This is a genomic window from Marinococcus sp. LNHM5E3-2.1 (assembly GCF_056034365.1).
This window is the reverse complement of record NZ_JBQLIB010000009.1, coordinates 72,796-94,373: the sequence shown is the minus strand read 5'-3', so window position 1 is coordinate 94,373 and position 21,578 is coordinate 72,796. Positions and strand designations below refer to the sequence as shown.

General features: G+C 49.1%; 17 protein-coding genes and 1 riboswitch. Of the genes, 3 read left to right on the top strand and 14 right to left on the bottom strand.

The window, feature by feature from the left end; genetic code table 11:
* Nucleotide 1 precedes the first annotated feature (1 nt).
* From ACTRXH_RS11390 to ACTRXH_RS11365, 6 genes are all read right to left on the bottom strand, one after another.
* Nucleotides 2–856 (bottom strand): ABC transporter permease subunit, encoded by an 855-nt coding sequence (locus ACTRXH_RS11390; protein WP_474282162.1) that lies wholly within the window; start codon nucleotides 854–856, stop codon nucleotides 2–4.
* Nucleotides 837–2,063, bottom strand: a complete 1,227-nt coding sequence (locus tag ACTRXH_RS11385) for an ABC transporter substrate-binding protein (protein WP_474261418.1) — start codon at nucleotides 2,061–2,063, stop codon at nucleotides 837–839. The genes ACTRXH_RS11390 and ACTRXH_RS11385 overlap by 20 nt, the downstream gene beginning before the upstream one ends.
* Before the next feature lie 138 nt (nucleotides 2,064–2,201).
* Nucleotides 2,202–3,593 carry a copper amine oxidase gene (locus tag ACTRXH_RS11380; protein WP_474261419.1) on the bottom strand — a complete coding sequence of 464 codons (1,392 nt, stop codon included), beginning with the start codon at nucleotides 3,591–3,593 and terminating at the stop codon, nucleotides 2,202–2,204.
* A gap of 175 nt (nucleotides 3,594–3,768) precedes the next feature.
* Complete coding sequence (locus ACTRXH_RS11375) at nucleotides 3,769–4,542, bottom strand: anti-sigma factor (RefSeq protein WP_474261420.1); 774 nt, start codon at nucleotides 4,540–4,542, stop codon at nucleotides 3,769–3,771.
* A complete protein-coding gene (locus ACTRXH_RS11370; protein ID WP_474261421.1) occupies nucleotides 4,532–5,095 on the bottom strand; it encodes an RNA polymerase sigma factor in 564 nt (187 codons plus the stop codon). The genes ACTRXH_RS11375 and ACTRXH_RS11370 overlap by 11 nt, the downstream gene beginning before the upstream one ends.
* Nucleotides 5,096–5,283: 188 nt before the next feature.
* Nucleotides 5,284–6,561 (bottom strand): NCS2 family permease, encoded by a 1,278-nt coding sequence (locus ACTRXH_RS11365; protein ID WP_474261422.1) that lies wholly within the window; start codon nucleotides 6,559–6,561, stop codon nucleotides 5,284–5,286.
* A gap of 61 nt (nucleotides 6,562–6,622) precedes the next feature.
* Nucleotides 6,623–6,720, bottom strand: a riboswitch (purine riboswitch).
* A gap of 129 nt (nucleotides 6,721–6,849) precedes the next feature.
* Between ACTRXH_RS11365 and ACTRXH_RS11360 the strand changes: the two genes are divergently transcribed.
* On the top strand, nucleotides 6,850–7,740 hold the full coding sequence (locus ACTRXH_RS11360; protein WP_474261424.1) for a Cof-type HAD-IIB family hydrolase: 891 nt from the start codon (nucleotides 6,850–6,852) through the stop codon (nucleotides 7,738–7,740).
* Nucleotides 7,741–7,792: 52 nt separating this feature from the next.
* Here ACTRXH_RS11360 and ACTRXH_RS11355 read toward each other — a convergent pair whose 3' ends face one another.
* Entirely contained in the window at nucleotides 7,793–8,218 is a 426-nt protein-coding gene (locus ACTRXH_RS11355; RefSeq protein ID WP_474278623.1) for a universal stress protein, read from the bottom strand.
* Between the two features lie 40 nt (nucleotides 8,219–8,258).
* Nucleotides 8,259–9,710, bottom strand: coding sequence for a SulP family inorganic anion transporter (locus tag ACTRXH_RS11350; RefSeq protein ID WP_474261425.1), 1,452 nt, complete (start codon nucleotides 9,708–9,710; stop codon nucleotides 8,259–8,261).
* Nucleotides 9,711–9,987: 277 nt separating this feature from the next.
* On the opposite strand from ACTRXH_RS11350, the gene ACTRXH_RS11345 reads away from it, so the two are divergent.
* The gene (locus ACTRXH_RS11345) at nucleotides 9,988–10,629 is read left to right on the top strand and encodes an HAD family hydrolase (RefSeq protein WP_474261426.1); all 642 of its coding nucleotides are present in this window, start codon (nucleotides 9,988–9,990) and stop codon (nucleotides 10,627–10,629) included.
* 43 nt (nucleotides 10,630–10,672) lie between these two features.
* Here ACTRXH_RS11345 and ACTRXH_RS11340 read toward each other — a convergent pair whose 3' ends face one another.
* On the bottom strand, nucleotides 10,673–11,293 hold the full coding sequence (locus ACTRXH_RS11340) for an HD domain-containing protein (RefSeq protein ID WP_474261427.1): 621 nt from the start codon (nucleotides 11,291–11,293) through the stop codon (nucleotides 10,673–10,675).
* Between the two features lie 159 nt (nucleotides 11,294–11,452).
* On the opposite strand from ACTRXH_RS11340, the gene ACTRXH_RS11335 reads away from it, so the two are divergent.
* A complete protein-coding gene (locus tag ACTRXH_RS11335) occupies nucleotides 11,453–14,686 on the top strand; it encodes a DEAD/DEAH box helicase (RefSeq protein ID WP_474261428.1) in 3,234 nt (1,077 codons plus the stop codon).
* Between the two features lie 89 nt (nucleotides 14,687–14,775).
* Here the strand turns inward: ACTRXH_RS11335 and ACTRXH_RS11330 are convergent, their stop codons facing one another.
* The 5 genes from ACTRXH_RS11330 to ACTRXH_RS11310 all read right to left on the bottom strand — a co-directional run bounded on the left by ACTRXH_RS11330 (nucleotide 14,776) and on the right by ACTRXH_RS11310 (nucleotide 21,562).
* On the bottom strand, nucleotides 14,776–15,921 hold the full coding sequence (locus ACTRXH_RS11330; protein WP_474261429.1) for a mannitol-1-phosphate 5-dehydrogenase: 1,146 nt from the start codon (nucleotides 15,919–15,921) through the stop codon (nucleotides 14,776–14,778).
* On the bottom strand, nucleotides 15,918–16,358 hold the full coding sequence (locus ACTRXH_RS11325) for a PTS mannitol transporter subunit IIA (RefSeq protein ID WP_322527037.1): 441 nt from the start codon (nucleotides 16,356–16,358) through the stop codon (nucleotides 15,918–15,920). Before ACTRXH_RS11325 ends, ACTRXH_RS11330 begins: the two co-directional genes overlap by 4 nt.
* Before the next feature lie 19 nt (nucleotides 16,359–16,377).
* Nucleotides 16,378–18,468, bottom strand: a complete 2,091-nt coding sequence (locus ACTRXH_RS11320) for a BglG family transcription antiterminator (RefSeq protein WP_474261430.1) — start codon at nucleotides 18,466–18,468, stop codon at nucleotides 16,378–16,380.
* 12 nt (nucleotides 18,469–18,480) lie between these two features.
* Nucleotides 18,481–20,262, bottom strand: a complete 1,782-nt coding sequence (locus ACTRXH_RS11315; protein ID WP_474261431.1) for a PTS mannitol transporter subunit IIBC — start codon at nucleotides 20,260–20,262, stop codon at nucleotides 18,481–18,483.
* A 313-nt stretch (nucleotides 20,263–20,575) separates the two neighbouring features.
* The gene (locus tag ACTRXH_RS11310; protein WP_474261432.1) at nucleotides 20,576–21,562 is read right to left on the bottom strand and encodes an aldo/keto reductase; all 987 of its coding nucleotides are present in this window, start codon (nucleotides 21,560–21,562) and stop codon (nucleotides 20,576–20,578) included.
* Nucleotides 21,563–21,578 lie beyond the last annotated feature (16 nt).

Below are 21,578 nucleotides of genomic sequence, written 5' to 3'. Positions count from 1 at the left end.
GCTACTCCCCCCTCCATATCCGTATACGCAGCCGGCGAGTATACCACATCAGAAGTGCGCTGAGAGTAATGAATATCACGCCGATCCAGGCCGATACCGCGTAGGCATAGGGACGCTCCTCCCAGTTTCCGCCACTGTACCATTCAAAAATAGTAACACCAATCATTTCCGGACGGGTTGCCCCTATCAGCCCCGGCACTTCAAAGGCACCGAAAACAAACGCAAACAGGATTACTCCTGTTTCCAGGGTTACTGCTTTTAAATAAGGCCATTCCGCGTCTTTAAATTGACGGAACGACCCACCGCCAAGCGTCGCCACTGCATGTTTTACCGAATTGTTCATCTCAAGGTATACCGGTGCTGTCATCAGCACCACGAAAGGCACCTCTTTCCATACGTAGGATAAAATAATACCGATGCCGCCAGTATCATTTGTCAGGATAGGGAACTCTGTTCTATTGTCGATCCAGCCCATCTGCTGCGTCAGAGAGGCTGCCCATCCGCTTTGCGAAAAAAACCAGATGACAAGATAAGCCCCCACAAAATGGGGTACAGCCATTGGGACCCAGAACAGCGAACCAGCTCCGGCACTCCGCTTTTTACCAAACAATAATTTAGATGCGATCACTCCGATCCCTAAAGAAAGCACGGTGGAAACGGCCGTCACTCCAAAACTGAAGCTGAGGCTTTCCCAAAAAGCAGGCAGCGAAGCTATCTCATTAAGGATGACTAACGGACTTCCTTCTGCGCCCAGCCGCGTCCACAGTACTGCGACCGCGTAAAATGAAAGCCCTGCCGTAACGAGAAGAGCCGGCAAAAGCATAACTATCATGCTTTTACCTTTGAACAATTTCATTTTCCCACCGGTCTTCGGTCCACTCTACATAGCCCGCATCCATTTCCGGCTGATAGGCGTTGTTCAGCACTTCCGTATCCAGCACGGAATCCCCGCGGTCCTGTTCAATAAACTTCTGGCGCATCTCCCCGGAGAGCGTATCCAGATCAAGAACGGTGCTGTCCCCCCACATTGACGGCGCCTGTTTCTGCAGCTGGGCTTCCGGAGACACCAGGTAATTAATCGCAGCCATCGCTCCCGGTACATTAGTGCTGTTAAAAGGTATAGACAGATAATGGGTGTTCCCTATCGAATTGTTATCAAATACAAACGTGTCTGTTGTTTCCGGAAACGTGCCGTCCTGGATCAGGCTTTCCGCCCGAGCTTCATTGTAGCCCATGGTCATAGACACTTCGCCGTCCCGGTACAGCCGGTCCAGCTGGCTGAGCGACGATGGATATGTCTCTCCGTTTCTCCATAAATCCGGCTCCATTTCCCGCAGGGTCTCCCACATACTGCCGCTTTGCTCATCGATCCATTCTTCATCATAGCCCTGTTCAATAACCTGTTCGGCTTCGACATTGTTATAAATAAAATGACGCAGAAACGCGTTACCGGTAAAATCGGTCGCTTCCGGATACGTAAACTCTCCCGGATTCTCCTTCACCCATGCAGCCAGCTCTTCAATACTGTCCGGAGGCGTCTCAACCTTTTCCGTATCATACATAAAGGTAAACTGTACCGACCCCCACGGCACTTCCATCCCTTCAACCGGCGTACCGAAATCATACGCGTTTGTATCGGCTTCCATATCAATATGATTTTCAACGTTAGGGAGAGCGTCTGCAAAGGAACCGTATAAAAGCTCGTTTTCCTTTGCGTTGCGGAAATTCTCCCCGTTCAGCCAGACGATATCCATCGTCCCTTCTTCTGTGCCCGCTTCTTTTTCAGAATAAAGATTTTGCAGCGCATCTTCGGTTTCAATTGGATTCCGGTTCAGCGTAATGTCATACTGCTCCTCCAGACGCGGGGCCACCCATTCATCTATGTATTCGTTGGTTCCCTGGTCCCCGCCCCACATATGTAATTCCACGGTCGTTCCAGCGGCTTCTTCCTCAATATCCTCCCAATCCTCTTCCTCCCAGGACGTCCCGCCTTCCTCTGAATCTCCGGAGCATCCTGCAGCGATAAGCATCGTTCCCGTGGCTGCGATTATTTTCCAATTCATCTGCTTCAATTTCTCCCTTCATTTGTGCTTATTCCATGCTTTTTCTTTTCCCTTTTATCAGTATCTCATACATACCATGTTTATCGCCTGCACACAAAAAGACTGCCCTCTGCAGGACAGCCTTTTTAAAAATAAATACTACGCTTCTTCGCGGCGACGTTTCGTTACAGCAATCCCTGCAAGAATGAGCGCCATGCTGCCGGCAGCAATTCCCCATGGGCTCACATTCTGCTCTGAGCCGCCAAGGCCGGTCTGAGGCATTTCTTCCGGCATTGCTTCGTCAGAAGAGCTTTCTTCAAAATTCTCCGGATACTGAGCTACAATGGCGCCGGAAAGACCTTCACTCACGCCGAACATATGGCCGTAAGCTTCGCGTGTATCTTCATAGGCACTGTCGTACTCTCCCATTGTATAGCTGTCAAAAGCTCCGATCAGCTGATCCACGTGCATGCCGAGACCTTCAGAAAGTCCTTCTGCTTCCAGTTCACCTTCGGTAGCCCCTGCCAGGAATTCAGAGAACTCTGTCTGATAGTTTCCGAGGTTGTCGAGTGCTTCCTGCTTTGCTTCCTCGTCTTCTGCACCTGTCGCTTCCACATAATCAACAAAGTAGCCGATGTGCTCGCTCCACATTTCTTCAAACTGTTCTCCTGCTTCTTCCCCGTACACGGAAGCAATTGTATCAGAGAGCTCCTGTGTATTCTGATTCAGAATTCCTGCCGCTGCCCCAAAATCCTCTGCTCCGGCTCCACCCTTCTGCATCGTCGTTACAGCGAGCGCTGCGTGTTCTGAAAGCAGGAAGTTCAGGTCCGAACGAAGATCAACCGCCGGGGTGTCCGGGGTGGTGTTGTCATACTCTTCCGGGAACTGGGCGGCAATAGCACCTGATAAGCCTTCGCTGACTCCGTACATGTGCTCAATGGCATCGCTTGACATGCTGTAGGCCTGGTCGTAATCGCCTGCAACGTAGCTATCAAAAGCGCCGATCAGCTGATCCACGTGCATGCCGAGACCTTCTGCAGCTGCATCGGCTTCAAGTCCGCCTTCAGTAGCACTGTCAAGAAACTCTGAAAACTCTGTCTGATAGTTTCCGAGGTTGTCGAGCGCTTCCTGCTTTGCTTCCTCGTCTTCTGCACCTGTCGCTTCCACGTAATCAACAAAGTAGCCGATGTGTTCGCTCCACATTTCTTCAAACTGTGCACCTGCTTCTTCTCCGTAAACGGATGTGATAGTGCTTGTGAGATCCTGTGTATTTGCTTCTAATGCCGCGGCGGATTCTTCAAAATCATCTGCTCCGTCCGCTCCCTTCTGCATCGTCGTTACTGCCAGATAGGCGTGCTCTGAAAGATAGTGGTCCAGCTGGGCCCGGAGGTCCCCGGCCGGCGTGGCTACAGAAGCCATCATTTCCTCTGACATTTCCATATCGTCGTGGCTGTCATGACTGTCGGCTGAAGCGACTCCCGGTGCTGCCGGGATAATAACGGCGGCAGATAACGGCAGGGCTATGACGGTACGTTTCCAGTTGATGTACATGAATGAATCCCCCTTATATTTGGTTTCAGTCAGCTAACGAAACAAATATACAGTTGGATCATATTTTGTGAATTTTTTGTTAATTTTCATTTGATATAATTTCCCATGCCCCCACGGTATGAAAACAATTTCATATAAAAAAAGACCGGAAATTTTTTCCGGTCCTTTCGCAGCTTTAGGAAAACGGAGCTTCGAGCACTACTTCACCTTCAGGTGCTTCATTATCCGGCTCTGGTTCTCTCGTAATCGCTACGGCGTTCCAATCTTCGTTCACTGCATCCGATGGGAAGACAAGCGAACCGCTTCCGTCTTCATTGGTTGTAAATGATCCGGCCGGAACCATCTGGTTACCGTCACCAACCATCCATACCTGATAGACTTCACTATTATTAAGATTTTCGAGTCCTTCTACGTGTACAGCCATTTCTCCCTGCTGCTCTGTATTAAGAAGCGTGACCGTTCCGCTTCCCTGGGAGTTTTCTGTAGCGGCAAACTCCTGGGACGCAATCACTTCGCCCGTTTCCTGCGAAGAATCTTCAAGCTCGGAAAGAGCCGTTTGCATTTCTCCAAGGTCTCCGGCGAGTTCTTCGCGTTCTTCAGCTGCCTGCTGCCACTGCGTGCCAAGGTAAACGTTCGTGCCTATGGAAGCAAGCAGTACAGCGGCCAGTGCGCCTGCTACAGCGCTCCATTTTCTTTTTGGTTTTGCCGCCGTGATTTTCTCTTCCGGCTCTCTTCCGACGACATGCTCCATAACCCGGTTTTTCATACCGGCCGGCGGGTCCTGCGGTTCGATATGCTGGGGAAGCTCTCCCATAATCGCCTGCATTTCCTCAAGCTCCTGTCTCGTCTCCTCGTCCGTTTCGAGCCAGGCTTCAAACTCCCGCTCTTCTTCTGTGGTCAAAAGACCATTTATATAATCAAACAACCAGTCTTGTTTATTACTCGCCATAATCAACCCTCCGTTCCCTGGAGAGGTGTTCTTTTAATTTCTTTAGGGCTAGCCTTATGCGGCCCTTAACAGTACCGAGCGGTATATCGCAGGACTCTGCAATCTTACGCTGGGAAAGCCCCTGAAAATAAAACAGGCGGACAATTTTTTGTTGTTCCTCTGAAAGAAGCGCGATTGCCTGTTCGAGCTCTTCGTTGCTTTCCTTCAGCTCCACCTGCTCTTCCACCCCTGTCGTTTCCTCTTTTGAATCCCTCGGATCCCATTCCACTTCCGGCTTTCTTCTCCGGATGGCATCAATCGAGGCGTTGCGTGTAATCGTAAGCAGCCAGGAAGAAAGCGACCCTTTATCTTTCTGGTAGACGGCGCTTCCCTTCCCCTGCCATATTTTCATAAAAACATCCTGCATGATCTCTTCGGCTATTTGCTGATCCCTGGTCATTCGGTAGGCGAATGAATAAAGCAGCCGTTCGTAACGATCATACAGAAGTTCGAGCGCTTCTCTGTCGCGCTCGCGTATGCGCTCATACAAATCGTTATCCGATAACTTCGACATAGGTCTTCTCCTTTTTTCAAAATGCGTGGGAAAAGAGGTATGTACTCAGCTTACGCAACGTACCCCGGTATTGGATCTCTTTTCCTCGAAAAAATTTGTGTAATTCTATGGTGTATACATCTCCTTTATCTATCGTAAGCGTTTAAATCAATTCTGCCAATAAAAAAATCCCGCCCGAAAGGCGGGAATTACACCATGTAGGTAAATACATAATGAAGGAAAAAGAGAAACGAAATAGCGTACATGACCGGCGAAACGGCCCGCGGACTTCCAAGTGCCATCTTCAAAAGCGGATAGGCTATAAAGCCAAAGGCAATGCCGTCGGCAATGGAGTACGTGAGCGGAATGATTCCGATGACCAGATAGGCCGGGAACCATTCGGAGGCATCATCAAAGGAGATATGGCGGATTTCCTGCACCATCATCCCTCCAACAATAATTAAAACAGGAGCAATCGCACTTTCAGGAATAAATCCTAAGAGCGGGGTGAACAGGAGAGCCACCAAAAACAGCAGGCCGGTTACGACCGCCGTCAGCCCTGTTTTTCCTCCTTCTGCCACTCCCGCAGCACTTTCTGCAGCTGGAATGGTCGGCGACGTGCCGAGAAAGCCGCTGCCAAACGCCGTGACTGCTGCTGCCTGATAGGAACGGCCAAATTTTTCTTTACGCTCCAGCAGGCCGTGTAAGAGCCCCATACTTTCAAACACGATAATCATAGTCAGAGAAAAGACTGCTGTCCAAAACGGAATAGACGACCATGCGGAGAAGTCAGCTGCAGTAAATACCGAGGCATAGGCGCCGGTAGTTTCCGCCGTTTCTCCTGCGCTGCCGCTGCTGATCCCAAACAGTCCTGCGGCAATAGAAATAACCGCAATGCCAATAAGAAAAGCACCCTTCACTTTACGGACGACAAGCATCAGCATGATTAAAAGACCAAAAAGCGTCAGCATCGCAGCTGGATCTGCCAGATTGCCAAGAGCCACAAAAGTTTCCGCATCTCCCTGCACGAGCCCGCCCTTCTGCAGGCCGATAAAGGTTAAAAATACCCCGATACCGACTGTAATGCCCTGCTTGAGCGACAGCGGCACCGCTTTTGCCAGCTTTCCTGCAATCGGTGTCAACGCCGTTATTAAAAACAACACGCCTGAAAGAAGGACAATCGCAAGTCCCTGCTGCCATGTCCAGCCCATTCCAATCACAAGCGTATACGCGAAAAAGGCGTTTACTCCCATGCCCGGAGTCAAAATGATCGGGGCATTACCCCACAGCCCGATGAGCAGACACCCGAAGGCTGTCACGAGTGCCGTAGCGAGAAGGGCAAATTCGTACGGCATTCCTGTATCAGATAAAATAGCCGGATTAACAATTAATATATAAGCAATGGTAAAGAAGGACGTTAAGCCTGCCGTCCATTCTTTTTTTACTGTCGTCTGATGGTCCTCCAGCTGAAACAATTTTTTTAGCATCATTCATTCTCCTTTATCTTCCCGTATATGATTTTTAACCATAAAAAAGTGCCCCCGCGTGAAGGATCACGCAGAGACACGTAGTCGGGAAAATCGGCTCCCGGTAGAAACATCGGACCCAGTTCGTCCGATTATACGAGTCATTTTTGTTTGTCAGTTTTTCTTCCAATTATGGAGTATAGCTTCTTCGGACCATTTCGTCAACTATTATTAACTTCCGTTTGTCAATTCATGTTATTCTGAATGTATAATTCGGACGCCACGGGCGTTACATAAGAGGTGACGGGAATGAATGTAGTAGCAATTGATATGGACGGCACTCTTCTCCATTCAAAAAAATATATATCTGAACAGAATGCCAAAGCATTAAAACGGATGCGGGTGGAAGGACATAAGCTCGTCATTGCAACCGGCAGGGGCATTGAAGACGTGGAGCATCTGCTCGAGGATGCCGGCCTTGAAGCTGATGGCATCGTTTCGCTGAACGGAGCAATCGTAAACCAGGGGCGATCCGTCGTGTATGAAAACGTAATGGAAAAGGACACAGCGCTCCGCGTTGTACAGTCGCTTGAAGACTTTGGCGTTTATTTTCATGTTTACACGAACAAAGGCATGTTTTATATGCCGAAGGGCTGGCAGTATTTTATGGAGGACGCCCATGTGTTCGCAAAAGAAGAGAACGATTATGAGGATCGTATGGCAGAATTCAAGCGCAAGGAGGAATACAATACGGGGCGCTTTCATATGCACCAGCTCCGCTCCCTCGAAGAGATTGAGGGCGAAGACGTGCATATTTACAAATTTTTGATGCTTTCCCCGCTCGAGGATAAGCTTGCTGCTGTCCGAAGCGCGTGGAAAATCCGCCAGGACGTTTCCATTACGTCCTCAGGCCGGGACAACCTGGAATTTATGCACCCAAATACCGAAAAAGGAGCCGGTCTCCATCACCTGCGCATTCAGGCAGGGTGGGAGGATGCAGTTACGTTTGCGATCGGTGACAACTTTAACGACGTATCCATGTTCCGCTACGCTGATACTGCTATCGCTATGGAAAATTCCGAACAGGATGTAAAACTGCTCGCCGATGAAGAGACGAGCCATAATGATGATCACGGAGTCGCTCAGGCTGTATATGACTACGTACTCTCTTCCACGAAACGAAAAGCAGAGCCGCGCTAAAAACATTCAATAAAAAAACCGTCTGCTGCGGCTTTTGCCACAGCAGGCGGTTTTATTTTACAACAAGCACCGGACATTGCACGCGCTTTACCACTTTGTGGCTCACGCTGCCAAGCACCATCGTCTGCAGCTGGTTAAGTCCCCGGCTCCCGATCACAAGGCAGTCATACGCTCCGCTATTTGCGAAAGATACGATGGTCGGCCCAGGCTCGCCGTGTTCAATATGAACCTCGTAAGAAATACCTGCTTCTTTCAGGTCGTTTTCGAGATCTTCAAGCTGCTCCCGGCGCTTCATCTGAATAATTTCTTTGTTTCCGTAATGCAGCACGTCCGATTTGGACTGATCCTTATCAATAATATAAATGACGTCCAAATGCCCGTCCGGCACATTTTTTAATAGCTTTACCGCATGCCCTGAAGCACGGCGGGCATGGTCGGACCCATCTGCTGCGAGTAACACTTTTTGGTACACAGACATTCCCCTCTCCATTAACAATTCTTTCTCCTGTACTTACTTCTTAATGTCCGGAAGACATTCCTTCAAGCTTGCGCATTAATTCCGAGCTTTCCTCGTTAATACTTGTAAAGTGTACTTTGGTGCCTTCCTGTTTAAACTTCAGTCTGACTTTTTCAATCGCTTCGACCGCCGAGTCATCCCAAAGGTGGGTTCGTGATAAATCAATTTCCACTCTATCGAATTTCTCTTTGTAATCAAAGCTCTTCACAAAGTCAGTTACCGAAGCGAAAAACAATGGCCCGTCCACATGGTACACCCGTGTGGTTTCATCCTTAACAGTTTTACTCACGTGAACCTTTGAAATTTTAGCCGCGAAGAAAATAGCACTCAAAATAACTCCGGCCACTACGCCGATCGCAAGGTTATGCGTATAAACGACTGTAACTACTACGAGAATCATAACTGTCGAGTCCGTTTTCGGCGCTTTGGCTATAGTCGGCAGGGAGCCCCAGTCAAATGTACTGATCGATACCATGATCATGACTCCTGCTAATGCCGCCATTGGAATCTGCACTACCAGACTTTGAAGGACAATTATCAGAAAAAGCAGTACAACCCCGGCGGTGAAGGCAGAAAGCCTGCCTGTACCACCGGATTTAACGTTAATGACAGACTGGCCAAGCATAGCACACGAAGCCATGCCGCCAAAGAAGCCAGTCACCACGTTGGCGATTCCCTGACCGCGGGACTCCGTATTTTTATCACTTTCCGTATCCGTCATATCATCGACAATTGTAGCGGTCAGCAATGACTCAAGCAAACCTACGACAGAAAGCGATAAGGCGTATGGAAGGATAATCAGAAGCGTTTCAAAGTTTAGCGGGATATCAGGAAATAAAAATACCGGCAAAGATGATGGAAGGGTCCCCATATCTCCAACTGTCTGAGCATTGATGCCTCCAAATACAGCAACTAAACTTACAATAATGATTGCTACTAATGTGGAAGGCACAGCTCCTGTAAGCTTCGGAAATAAATAGATAATAATAAGAGTAATCCCTGCCAATATAAACGGCCAGTAACCGTTACCCTGGAAGTACTCTAATTGGGAGGTGAAAATCATAATCGCCAGGGCGTTGACGAAGCCCACCATTACCGATCTGGGAATAAACTTCATCCAGCGGGCAAGGCCGCTGAAGCCTACGATTAATTGGATAATACCAGTCAAAATTGTTGCTGCGAGCAGATACTGCAGTCCATGCTCAGCCACCAGGGTGACCATCAATAATGCCATCGCCCCTGTAGCGGCTGAAATCATACCCGGTCGTCCTCCCACAATCGCAATCATTACCGCCATGCTGAAAGAAGCATAAAGCCCTACTTGAGGGTCTACACCTGCCACGATGGAAAATGCGATTGCTTCCGGAATCAGCGCAAGTGCTACTACAATTCCTGCCAGCACGTCACCCCTAATATTTCCGAGCCACTCCATTTTCAGTTTTGAAAAATCCAAACCTTTTTTCTCCTCTCTTTTTTTATACTCTTTATCCTTGGTGCATGCGGGCATTCCGGCCTGTTGCGCGCCTCACATGCTTTCTTTTTTCAGGCTTTCATCTGTATGAAAACCAACGTCACGAACCATCAAAGTGTAGCATATCACATCAATTTTTCAATAGATTACATGAAAGTTTTTAATGTAAACGCTCTCTCATACCGGGCTTTTTTCCCTGATTGAAAAACGGAAAACTCGGGAAAACCAAATAGCGAGATATCTATTAGGAGGAGTCAATATGTACGGTACTTTTGTTTTTGATGTAGACGGAACGCTTATTAATACAGAGGACGCCATTATTAAATCACTGAGGCGCGCTGTGGAGGAAACCACGGGAGAAGTTATTGAGAATGAAAATCTGCGTCCGCTTCTTGGCATGCCGGAGGCAGACGTCTTAAACCGGCTGGGTCTGCAGGATGACGAACGCCGCACGGTACAGGAAAAATGGAGCGCATACCTCGAGGACAACCGGTTTTTGATTGATATATTCCCCGGCATCCAGGAGCTGCTCGAAGGACTTAACATTCAGGGCTACCAGGTTGGAATCGTTACCTCCAAAACACGCGAGGCATTTGACCATGAAATGAAACCCTTTGGCCTGCAGCAGTTTGCTTCTTACATTATCAGTGCCGACGACACTACCCATCATAAGCCTTCTCCAGAACCGCTCCGGGCATTCATGGAAAAAAGCGGAGCAGAGGCCTCCAACACCATTTATATTGGGGACACGCAGCATGACAGTGAAAGTGCCGAAAAAGCAGGCACTGCTTTCGGTTTAGCCGGCTGGGGTGCAGTCCACCCGGAAAATACGTCACCGACGCTGCGTTTCGAACGTCCCGAAGAAATTTTGGAATATGTCACAAACGCACCGTCATCCTGATAAATATAGAAAGGGCTGCCCGGATGACCGGACAGCCCCATTTTTATGCCTTTCTTTCCCATTCACTGTAAAACTCCTCCAGATAACTGACCATAAACCGCTGGCGTTTTGTAGCGATCGATAGGCCCGTATCTGTATTCATCATTCCTTTCAGCCTCAGCAGTTTATCGAAAAAGTGCTGAATCGCGCTGTTCCGTTCGTTCCGGTACTCCGGACGCGGATCATGAAGCGGCTGATGGATGTGTCCAGTATATGCAAATGTACGGGCAATCCCGATCGCACCGAGGGCATCCAGGCGGTCCGCATCCTGCACTACTTTTCCTTCCAGAGTCTCCGGTGCCCGTTCTTTATGGTGCCGGAAGGAAATCGAAGAAATAATCTGCATAATATGATGCTTCAATTCTTCATCGGCTTCATTTTGCTCAAGCCAGCGCATGATTTTTTCTTCTCCGTCTTCCCCCTCTTCGAGAAGCTTTTCATCCCCTATGTCATGAAGCCAGGCTGCGAGAATACATACATCAGGGTCGGCCCCTTCTTTTTCAGCGATGTCCCCTGCAAGCGCCGCCACCCGCTCAGTGTGCCAATAGTCATGTGCGGGATCTGTATGGGCAAAGAACGCCCATGCCTCCTGCTTCGCTTCATGAATCAGCTGCCTGATATCCATAAGAACCTCTCCTTCCGACTATCTCTTTCTTTATATTATACCTTTTGCAATCGTTATTGTATGTACTTTTATTCCCTTATTTCAGGAGTAATATGCTAAAATACGGGCATGGAAAACGTACGGAAGATAGTATTTCCAGCGTTGCAAGGAGGATGAGGATTGGCTTTATTTGTTCCGGACGCTATACGCCAGATGACCGATGAAACTACATATTTAGAAGGCAAACGCCTGTATGATTTATATAAAATCGCCCATATGACAGAAGAAACCCTGATGCAGACCCGGCATGTGGAAGCAGTCGTAAAGGACACTCCTTTTCCGGAAGACGTTTTTATTGCCGTTGACGGGAGCCATACCATTCAGGAAATGTACTGTTCCTGCGACCGTTTTTATCATTCCTCGTCTGCTCCATGCCGCCATCTTGTTGCCCTGCTGCTCGAAGCTCCTGCCTTCACCAGCCCTCCGGCTTCGCCTGTTTCAGCTGCATCGGCCGGAAAAGATACAGTGAAAGATCAGTTCCTGGAATACTTTTCGCCCTTTCAGTCAAAGGTGGAGGACATAGGCACGCAGATACATGCTGATTTTTTACTATCTTTTCCTGTGGATAACCGGAGGCCCGACGTTTTATTTCCAGTCGTCCAGGTGAAGATTGGAGAAAACCAGCGATACGCTGTGAAAAACATTTATCAGTTTATTGAAGCAATGAAAAACGAGACCCCCTTCCGCCTGGCTCCTTCTTTAACATTTGATCCTGTCTCCCACTATTTTTCAGAGGAAGATCTTCATGTCCTTCAGCTGCTTGCTTCTGTGCTTCGGCATGAGGAATCGGGGTCTTCCTTTCAGGAGCAGTGGATAGCAAGAAGCGGAACGAAGAGGGAAATCGCGGTGCCGCCTTATGCAGTCGAAAAGCTTTTCAGCCTGCTCGACCTCTGCCCGAATGCCTATATCACAGATACATACGGTGAAAGGCCCTGGAACGTGAAAGACAATTGGCCGTATTCTTTTTTTCTCAGTTATGAAAAGGAATCGGATACGCTGATTTTCTCCACCCCACAACAGGAAACGCCGTCTTTTATCAGCGAGAGCATATATTGTTTGTGGAACGGACAGCTGTACTGCCCGGAAAAGGAACTGGCGCGAACCGCAGCTGCCGCCCAGCGAATGCTCATACAGGCAGAAGGGCAGCGCCTCGTTTTTTCCCGACAGGAGTTTCTCGATACCTTTTTACACTGGGGCGCTCCGTTAATGAATCACCACTGCCTGGAAATGAATGAGAAGCTGGAGGAAAATCTTCACATAGAGCCGCTGCAGACAGCCCTTTACCTTTCAAAAGGTACCGGAGGTAAAATTACCGGAGAGTTAATTTACCGTTACGGATTTAAAGAGTACAGTGCCTTCCGGCCGGACCCTGTGCCGTCTGTCGAAGATTCTTATCTTATGCCCCGGGACCGGCAGCAGGAACACCTGCAGCTCCAACGGCTGCAAAAGAAAGGATTCCTTCAGGAAAATGACCGTTTCGTCCTTTCTTCCCCAAAAAATATTATTGGTTTTTTATCGAAGGAGCTGGCAGCGCTGCGGCCTTATATGGACATCTTCATGAGTGAAGAAGTTGAAAATATGCTTATTCCAGGGGACAGCCTGTCGTTACTTTCTGACATTCATGCCGATGAGGGATGGATGGAGCTGTCGCTTGCCTCGTCTGTAACAGACGCTTTAGAAACACCCGGGGTCTGGAAGGCAATCCAGGAAGGACAGGACTTCTATAAAACAGATGACGACCGGTACCTGCCTCTCGATGATGAGCTGCTGCAGCGCCTCGCCCGCGCCCTACAGCAAATGCCGAAGCCGGACCAGTCCAAAGAAGGCGGTGCAGTGCGTTATCCGGCCCATCAGGCGTTCAATCTGGATAAACACCTTTCCGGCACTCCCCGCTGGCAGACGACCCTTGAGGTCGATGACATGCTTGAAAACATCCGGCGGGCTGCTGAAAACCATAAATTACTTGCCGAGCCGGCCGGCGTAAAGCTGCGGACGTATCAGCGTGAAGGGATCCAGTGGATGAAGCAGCTGGCCGCCTACCGCTTTGGCGGCATTCTGGCAGACGACATGGGCCTTGGAAAAACGCTGCAGGCGCTGGGCTTTATTGCGACAGAATGCAAAGAGAACCCCGGAGGAGAACCATTTGTTATTATCGCTCCCTCCTCACTTTTATATAATTGGAAAAAAGAAACGGAACGCTTTTTTCCATCTTTAAACACCACAGTTGTTTCCGGAAGCAAAAAAGAACGGGAGCAGCTGATCCAGCAGCAGAGCGATATTTTCATCACCTCCTATCCTCTGATCCGCCGGGACGTTGAATGGTACGGAGAAACATTTTTCCGCGGCATTCTGCTCGATGAGGCCCAGGCGGTCAAAAATGCCGGATCTAAAACAGCAAAGGCCGTAAAGCAGCTCCGGAGTAAATACTGCTTTGCGCTGAGCGGTACCCCGGTGGAAAACAGGCTTGATGAGCTGAGATCGATATTCAGCGTCGTGATGCCCGGGCTCTTTCCAAACAAAAAGCTGTTTTCTTCCTGGAGTCCCGAAGAGGTGAGAGACAGAGCATCTCCTTTTATTATGCGCCGCACGAAAAAAGAAGTGCTCCAGGAGCTCCCTGAAAAGGTTGAAACGACCACTTACTGTGATCTGTTAACGAGTCAGGCGGACATATACAAAAAAACGCTGCAGAACGTGCAGCAGGAGGCAGGCGCTCTCCTTGAAGAAGGAGCGGACTCCAACCGGATGCACCTTCTTTCCCTTTTAACCCGCCTGCGCCAGATCTGCTGCCACCCTTCGCTTGTGGAGCCCGAATATCAAAGCTCATCCGGAAAGCTTGAAGAACTCGTGCGTATCCTTCATGAGGGCACGGCCAACGGCCAGCGGGTACTCGTTTTTTCCCAGTTCACTTCTATGCTGGCTCTTATTAAAAACCGTCTGGCAGAAGAAGGCATCGATTACTATTATCTTGATGGGAGCACTCCAGGAGAGGAACGGGTACGACTTGCTGAAACCTTCAACGAAGAAGAAGGCCCGGACGTCTTCTTGATTTCATTGCGCGCTGGCGGCACCGGTCTTAACCTTACCGGAGCGGACACCGTAGTACTGTATGACCTATGGTGGAATCCGGCGGTGGAAATGCAGGCAGCTGACCGCGCCCACCGTCTCGGCCAGACTAAGACAGTTCAGGTAATCCGGCTTATCACTCATGAAACCATCGAAGAAAAAATTCAGCACATGCAGGAGGAAAAACGACACCTGTATGACCAGGTCATCACTGATGAACAGAACAGCCTGAACACGCTAAGCGAAAATGATATCCGCCTGCTGTTAACCGGAAAAGCGCAGGAAACCTGATTAGCGGTGGATGCTCTGGAGGAGATTGGCCCATATAAATTAAAGAAGCAGAGGCGCCTGATCGGACGCTTCTGCTTCTTTATTTACTGTTATTGTTCCGGAAGATATCCGGCTACCAATTCGACCAGCGGGTGATGAGCAGGAAGCTCAGCGTAATGGCTTAAAGCTCCTTTGTACCCTTCCCGGTCGATCGTGTTCTGAAGCTCTACGGCCTCCCCGTCTTCAGTTACGTTAAACTGAAGAGCGGCGGCGATAACAAAAGCCAGTGCTTCCGGGCGTTCCCCTGCTTCCTGCAGCTCCACCGCAGGACGGACTAAACGATCCTTCGGACCAAGCTTCCGGATCGGCCCGCGGCCTACCCGGGTCACGGGATCGGAAAGATATTCGTTTGAAAATCTTCCTTTGATTTTTGCCTGGTACTCGTTCTGTTCTTTTTCACCGAAGCCATGCTTAATTTGCAGCAGGCGGCCAGTTTCCCGAATCGCCGCTTCAAATGCACCAGCCACCTCCGGGTGATCCATCGCTTCCTTCGTCGTTTCACACCCGTATAAAAAACCGACATAAGCAAGGGCTGCATGGCCGGTATTTACCGTAAACAGCTTCCGCTCAATATACGGGGTCAGGTCATCCACATACGTAACCGCTGGTATATCCGGAGTTTTTCCCTTCAGCGAAGGGGCTTCCACCGCCCATTCCAAAAATGGCTCGACGACCACCTTCAGTCCCTGGCCCTCAGGCTGGTTCGGAACAATGCGGTCTACTGCAGCATTGGCAAATCCGGCAAAATTAGCGGCTTCTGCTTTTTCTTCCTCCGTCAGCTGCTCCCAGATATATTTTTTCAATTCCGCCGTTCCGGCCACCATATTTTCGCAGGCTATAATATTAACCGGGCTGGCGTGCCCTTCAGCAGCTTTTTGTTTTAATGCTTTTGCAATAACGGGAGCTACATGCTTTAATACTGCCGGCCCGACGGCCGTTGTAATCAAATCCGCTTCCGCCAGCTTCTGTACGAGAGCCTCTTCCTCTTTCGCACTGTGAAAAGCCTGAACTCCCGAAATGGTTTGCGCAGAAGCACCGTCTTCGGCGAGCTCTACCACATATTCCCCTTCGGCCTTCAGCTGATCGATCAAAGTATCATTTACATCTGCAAAATACAGCTCATACCCGGCATCAGAGAGCACCTGCCCAATAAAGCCACGGCCAATGTTACCAGCGCCTATTTGTACTGCTATCATGAGAGTTCAACCTCACCAATCACCTCGAGCAGCTCTTCTTTGGATGAAGCCTGGACCATTTTCTCAATGTTATCTTCATCGGAGCATACAATCGCAATCTTCGATAAAATGTTCAGATGTTCATCGCCTTTGCCAGCAATACCTATCAGAATTCGTACATTGTTGCCGTCAAAGTCCACCCCGTCCGGCACCTGAATGACTGACAAACCGGAATGGTCCACCCATTCGCGCGAGTCTTCCGTACCGTGCGGAATCGCAACGCCGTTCCCCATGAAGGTTGATGTTACTTTTTCGCGCTCGAGCATACTGTCAATGTAGTTTTGCTGCACATATCCATTATCGACAAGAACGCCTCCCGCTTCACGGATGGCTTCTTCCTTTCCTCCGAGCGATACGTTCAATTTTACATTTTCCTGCTGCAGTACTGGTTTAGTCATATGATTTCTCTCCTTCTCCTTAATTTATTTTCCGTTTCAACCATTCCCGAAAAACTTCATCAATATGCTTTTGAATGTCATTTTCTTCCCCACTCCTGAGGACATCCAGCCGATCGGGGTTCATCAGCATCTCTTCACTGATGGTACTCATCAGCTCAAATACTTCTTTTCGTTCCTGTTCCGGTGCAAGCATGACCAAAACACGGTCAACGTCCGTTGTTTTACCATCCATGGCTGTCAGCGCCTGTGGTGCTTCGAGCTCCCACAGCGTCAGAGACGGTTCACTCACCAGAGCGCTTCTTGTATGAAATAATGCCACATTGGTTTCGGGAATCGCAAAGCCCTTCGCCTGCTTTTCCCAGATTTCTTCTGCGATACTTCCCGCATCCTGTACGATATTTTCTTTCTTCAGCTCGTCCATGATCCAATGAACTGCCTGTTCTGCGTTCTGTCCGCCCTCTACTTTTCTCATATAAAAGCGGTGATACATCTGTACGGTTAAATCTACGCAAAGCTGTATTTCATATAAACTGAGCGTTGTTTCATGTGCTTCCTTCCGCTTCACTGACACCCCGGCTCTGCTCTGCTGACGGTAGATCGAGTCCGCTGACCGAAGGATTGCTCTCGTATCTTCTTCATTTAGAAAAGGATGAACCACTAAATGTGGAAGCGGCTGCGGATCCAGGGGGATCGTAGAGATAATTAAATCGTAGCCATCCATATTCATTTCCTCGAGATCGAGCAGACTCACATTTTCGAGATCTCCGAGCACGGGAATTTCTTTTCGCAGCCGGCTTTCAAGCAGCTTCGAGGAGCCGATGCCGCTCGAGCATACGACAAGCGCATGCAGGGGAGCGGCAGCCTCTTCCCGCTCTATTGCCGTTCCGAAATGCAGGACCAGAAAACCAACCTCGGCATCCGGAAGATAGCTTTCCGTAAATACGGTGTCCGCTGCCTGACGAAGATTTGCGAACAAATCAGCATAATTTTCTTTAATAGATTCCATCAGTGGATTATGGATTCTCATGTTTTCACTAAGCCGGTACAATGCCGGCTCGAGATGGGCAACCAGCCCTTCATACAGGGAATGGTTTTTCTCAAGCGGTTCTCCCGTTAATTTTTCCATCTCGCGAATCAGCGCTTTTGCTTTTAAGGCTACCGGGAGGTGATCCACCTCCAGCTGGTTTTCCACCGGCGTCCGGAGCTTTGCCCCCCGCAGATGCATTGTAATATAGCCAATTTCCGCCTCAGGAATGGACAGTTCAAGCACACGCTCAAGCTTTCGAATGATGGCCTCTGCAATCGCGAACTCTTTTGTGTCACGCAGGTTCTCCATGTAGTTCGCATTAATATCTATGCTTTCTCCTACAGAGATCCGCTCAATCGCTAAAGTTAAATGGACGATCAGTCCGATATAAGCACTGTCGGCAAAATTCTTCGGAAGCTGATCCTGCATGTTTGAAAGCACCTGCTCCACCGTCGACCAGTGGTTTTCTCCAACCATATCGAGCAGACGTTCAGCTACCCGGCCCTGTTCAGTCTGCACATTTCGCTCGTAAATGTGGTGGCGGATCGAGCTGAGCAGCTCCTTTTCTTCCACATTTTCTGCAATCAGGCTGCTCATCGCCCGTCGTTTAGCTGCTTCCGCTCCCTGCACTTCCACCCCGTAGCCTCTGCGTCTCACAAGTGTTAGTGAAAATAGCTCAAGCCAGTCTTTGAGTTTATCCAAATCCTGGCTGATCGTTGCTATAGTTACTTTTAATTCTGCACCGAGCGCCGTTAATTTCACGGGGCCGTCCGATTCAAGAATGAGACAAATCAGCAGGGTACGGCGTTCATCCGGCGTATATTCAATAACGGCGGGACGCTGGAGACGGAGTTTGATTTCTTCGATATCTTCTTCCGTCCCCTTAAGCCGCACTCCGCTTCCTGTCCGTCTTTCGAGTTCAACCTGTTCGCCGGCAAGCCAACCTGCCAGCTTATCAAGGTCCCGATGGATGGTCCGGGAGCTTACATTAATTTCTTCAGCTATTTCAGCCACTGGCTTTAGTTCCTGATGATGCAGAAGATGCAGCAGTAGTTCGCGCTCCCGGCCTGTGAGGTATTCCATCGGTTTCCCTCCTTATTCTCTTGTTTTTAGATCTTCAACCACTTCATCGTACTTGTCGCTGCCGAGGAAATTTTCCACCGAAACATGTTCTGCGTCCGGCCGTTTCTGCCGTGCCCGTTCGGTTAAATCCTTGTGCGTAATGATCAGATCCGCGTCGTCCGGAATGTTCGAGATAGATGTGTTCGATACACTGATATCGAGTCCGGCCTTTTTCACCTTGTCCTTCATCACCGACGCTCCCATGGCACTTGAGCCCATACCGGCATCGCAGGCAAAAATGATTTTGTTAACCGGCGGCTTTGCCGCTGCCGCTGTTCCAGCAGAAGAGCTTTCTTCCACACCTTTTTTCTGCTTCAGATCTTCAACCACTTCGTCGTACTTGTCGCTGCCGAGGAAGTTTTCCACCGAAACATGTTCTGCGTCCGGCCGTTTCTGCCGTGCCCGTTCGGTTAAATCCTTGTGCGTAATGATCAGGTCCGCGTCATCCGGAATGTTCGAAATCGACGTGTTTGTCACGCTGATATCGAGCCCGGCCTTTTTCACCTTGTCCTTCATCACCGATGCGCCCATGGCGCTTGAGCCCATACCGGCATCGCAGGCAAAGACAATTTTGTTAACGTCTTTATCCAAATAAGCACCGGTGTCTGCTTCAGCCGTACCTGCATTGGAATGAAGCGCAGAAGCTGCAGAGCTTTTCTTCCCTTTCATGCTTTCCATCTTCGCTGTGGATTCTTCAAGTGTTTCTCCTTCATTGGAGCTGAACTTTAGAATCAGGGAAGCGATAATAAAGGATACGGCAGCTGAAAGCACTACGCCCAGTAAGACTCCAATGAAATCTCCAGGGGCTGCAAGGCCGAGTACCGGGAAAATACTTCCTGGTGACGGAACGCTTGTAAGGCCAACGTTGAACAGGGAGAACGTGAATACCCCGGTCATGCCGCCTGCGATAGCTGCAAGAATTGTGAGAGGTTTTGACAATACATACGGGAAGTAAATTTCATGAATACCGCCCAGGAATTGAATAATCATGGCGCCCGGAGCGGAAGCTTTCGAAATTCCTGTGCCAAATATTGCAAATGCAAGCAGAATCCCTACACCGGGACCTGGGTTTGGCTCGAGCAGATACAGAATTGATTTTCCGGCGGAAGCAACCTGTTCTGCTGCGATAGGACTAAGAACTCCGTGGTTAATAGCGTTGTTTAAAAACAGCACCTTCGCCGGTTCAATAATAATACTCGTTAACGGCAGCAGGCCTGTGTTGACCAGAAAGTCCACCGCTCCGCTTAAAACGTTCGTTAACCATTCCACGATCGGCCCGATGGCAAGAAGGCCGAAGATAGCCAGAATGAAGCCGATAATTCCTGCGGAAAAGTTGTTTACGAGCATTTCAAAGCCCTGGCGGATTTTCCCTTCAACCAGTCTGTCGAATCCTTTAACGGCAATACCGCCGAGCGGCCCCATTGCCATAGCTCCGAGGAACATTGGAATGTCAGCACCGGCCACAACGCCTATTGTGGCGACTGCGCCAACGACCCCGCCGCGAACGTCATGGACAATCTTTCCGCCCGTATAACCAATTAAAAGCGGAAGCAGGTAAATGATCATCGGGTCTACCAGTGTTGCCAGAGTTTCGTTCGGCAGCCAGCCGGATTCGATAAATAATGCCGTAATCAGTCCCCATGCAATAAAAGCACCGATATTCGGCATGATCATGCTGCTTAAAAAGCTTCCGAACTTTTGAATTCTTGAACGGATGCTTTTCTTCTGCGGTGCATTTTCTGTTGATGCACTCATTGTGGTTCCCCCTTTTTTGGTCCAAATATATTGATGACAATAATGAAATGATTTCTTGATGAAGTATGGACCGTTCATTTTTAGTATTCGCTTACATCTTTATTTTATGGGGATTCCTGCACGAACACAATTAAAGGAAAATACAAATACGACAGGAGCGATGTTGACACGATTAAACAAACAGATCCAAATGCTGTAAAGCACCTCCAGCGCACGCAGACTTTTTCATTTATGTATAACTATTCGCTGATCTCTCTCCAGCATCCTTTATTTCATAAAAAAATACCGCGCTTAGCGCAGCATTTTTATTTCTTTATCTGGTCGGCGGGGCCATGAATTCAGGTCCAACCGGGTCTTTTACATGCTTATTTACAATTTCGTTCACGGCTTTCATATCCGTCTGATCGAGCTGCCAGTTCATAATTTCCTCAATGCCGTTCATCTGATCCGGGCGGCGGCCGCCCCAAAGGGCTGTGCTTGTACCCGGCTGGTCCAGCACCCAGCGGACAGCTAAATGAATCACGCGCTTGTCATATTTATTTTTCACGTATTGATCGAGTTCATTTACCGCCGCAATATACTGTGGAAAACGGTCTGCCTGAAACTTTGGATCCCCGTTGCGGAGATCATCACCTTCAAATGTCGTATTTTCCGTCATTTTGCCGCTTAACAGCCCGCGGCACAGTGAACCATACAGCAGCGTGGAAATTCCCTGCTTTTCAGCATAAGGCAGAATGTCTTTTTCGATGCCCCGTTCAAAAATGTTATACGGCGGCTGTATAACGTGAACCGGTGCCGTTTTTTGAAATTCTTCGAGCTGCTCCACAGTGAAATTACTGACCGCTATTGCACGGATTTTACCAGCATCGAGCACTTCCTTCATGGCTCCTGCCGTTTCGGCCATATCTGCTTTAGGATCCGGCCAGTGCACATGATAAATATCGATATGGTCAGTCTGAAGCCGCTGCAGGGAATCATCAATTTCCCGGTGGATCCGGGCAGCCGTACCGTCCCGGAAGGCACCTTCATCGTTCCAGTTCATGCCGCACTTGCTCGAAAGTACAACGTTTTGCCGTTTATTATCATGTTTTAACGCTTTTCCGACAATTTTTTCTGATTCTCCGAACCCGTAAGCAGGAGCAGTATCCACAAGGGTGATGCCTTTATCAAGTGCTGCATGTATCGTTTCAATCGACTGTTTTTCATCTGTACCGCCCCACTGCGTGCCGCCAATAGCCCACGTTCCGAGCCCTATGCGGGACGGGCGAAGATTCGTGCCGGCAATTGAAGTATGTTCCATGCTGAAAGTCTCCTTT

Excerpts from the sequence above, each read along its gene's own strand:
- ACTRXH_RS11390 (WP_474282162.1), bottom strand. The coding sequence starts at position 856 with ATGAAATTGTTCAAAGGTAAAAGCATGATAGTTATGCTTTTGCCGGCT.
- ACTRXH_RS11385 (WP_474261418.1), bottom strand. The coding sequence starts at position 2,063 with ATGAATTGGAAAATAATCGCAGCCACGGGAACGATGCTTATCGCTGCA.
- ACTRXH_RS11380 (WP_474261419.1), bottom strand. The coding sequence starts at position 3,593 with ATGTACATCAACTGGAAACGTACCGTCATAGCCCTGCCGTTATCTGCC.
- ACTRXH_RS11375 (WP_474261420.1), bottom strand. The coding sequence starts at position 4,542 with ATGGCGAGTAATAAACAAGACTGGTTGTTTGATTATATAAATGGTCTT.
- ACTRXH_RS11370 (WP_474261421.1), bottom strand. The coding sequence starts at position 5,095 with ATGTCGAAGTTATCGGATAACGATTTGTATGAGCGCATACGCGAGCGC.
- ACTRXH_RS11365 (WP_474261422.1), bottom strand. The coding sequence starts at position 6,561 with ATGCTAAAAAAATTGTTTCAGCTGGAGGACCATCAGACGACAGTAAAA.
- ACTRXH_RS11360 (WP_474261424.1), top strand. The coding sequence starts at position 6,850 with ATGAATGTAGTAGCAATTGATATGGACGGCACTCTTCTCCATTCAAAA.
- ACTRXH_RS11355 (WP_474278623.1), bottom strand. The coding sequence starts at position 8,218 with ATGTCTGTGTACCAAAAAGTGTTACTCGCAGCAGATGGGTCCGACCAT.
- ACTRXH_RS11345 (WP_474261426.1), top strand. The coding sequence starts at position 9,988 with ATGTACGGTACTTTTGTTTTTGATGTAGACGGAACGCTTATTAATACA.
- ACTRXH_RS11340 (WP_474261427.1), bottom strand. The coding sequence starts at position 11,293 with ATGGATATCAGGCAGCTGATTCATGAAGCGAAGCAGGAGGCATGGGCG.
- ACTRXH_RS11330 (WP_474261429.1), bottom strand. The coding sequence starts at position 15,921 with ATGATAGCAGTACAAATAGGCGCTGGTAACATTGGCCGTGGCTTTATT.
- ACTRXH_RS11325 (WP_322527037.1), bottom strand. The coding sequence starts at position 16,358 with ATGACTAAACCAGTACTGCAGCAGGAAAATGTAAAATTGAACGTATCG.
- ACTRXH_RS11320 (WP_474261430.1), bottom strand. The coding sequence starts at position 18,468 with ATGGAATACCTCACAGGCCGGGAGCGCGAACTACTGCTGCATCTTCTG.
- ACTRXH_RS11315 (WP_474261431.1), bottom strand. The coding sequence starts at position 20,262 with ATGAGTGCATCAACAGAAAATGCACCGCAGAAGAAAAGCATCCGTTCA.
- ACTRXH_RS11310 (WP_474261432.1), bottom strand. The coding sequence starts at position 21,562 with ATGGAACATACTTCAATTGCCGGCACGAATCTTCGCCCGTCCCGCATA.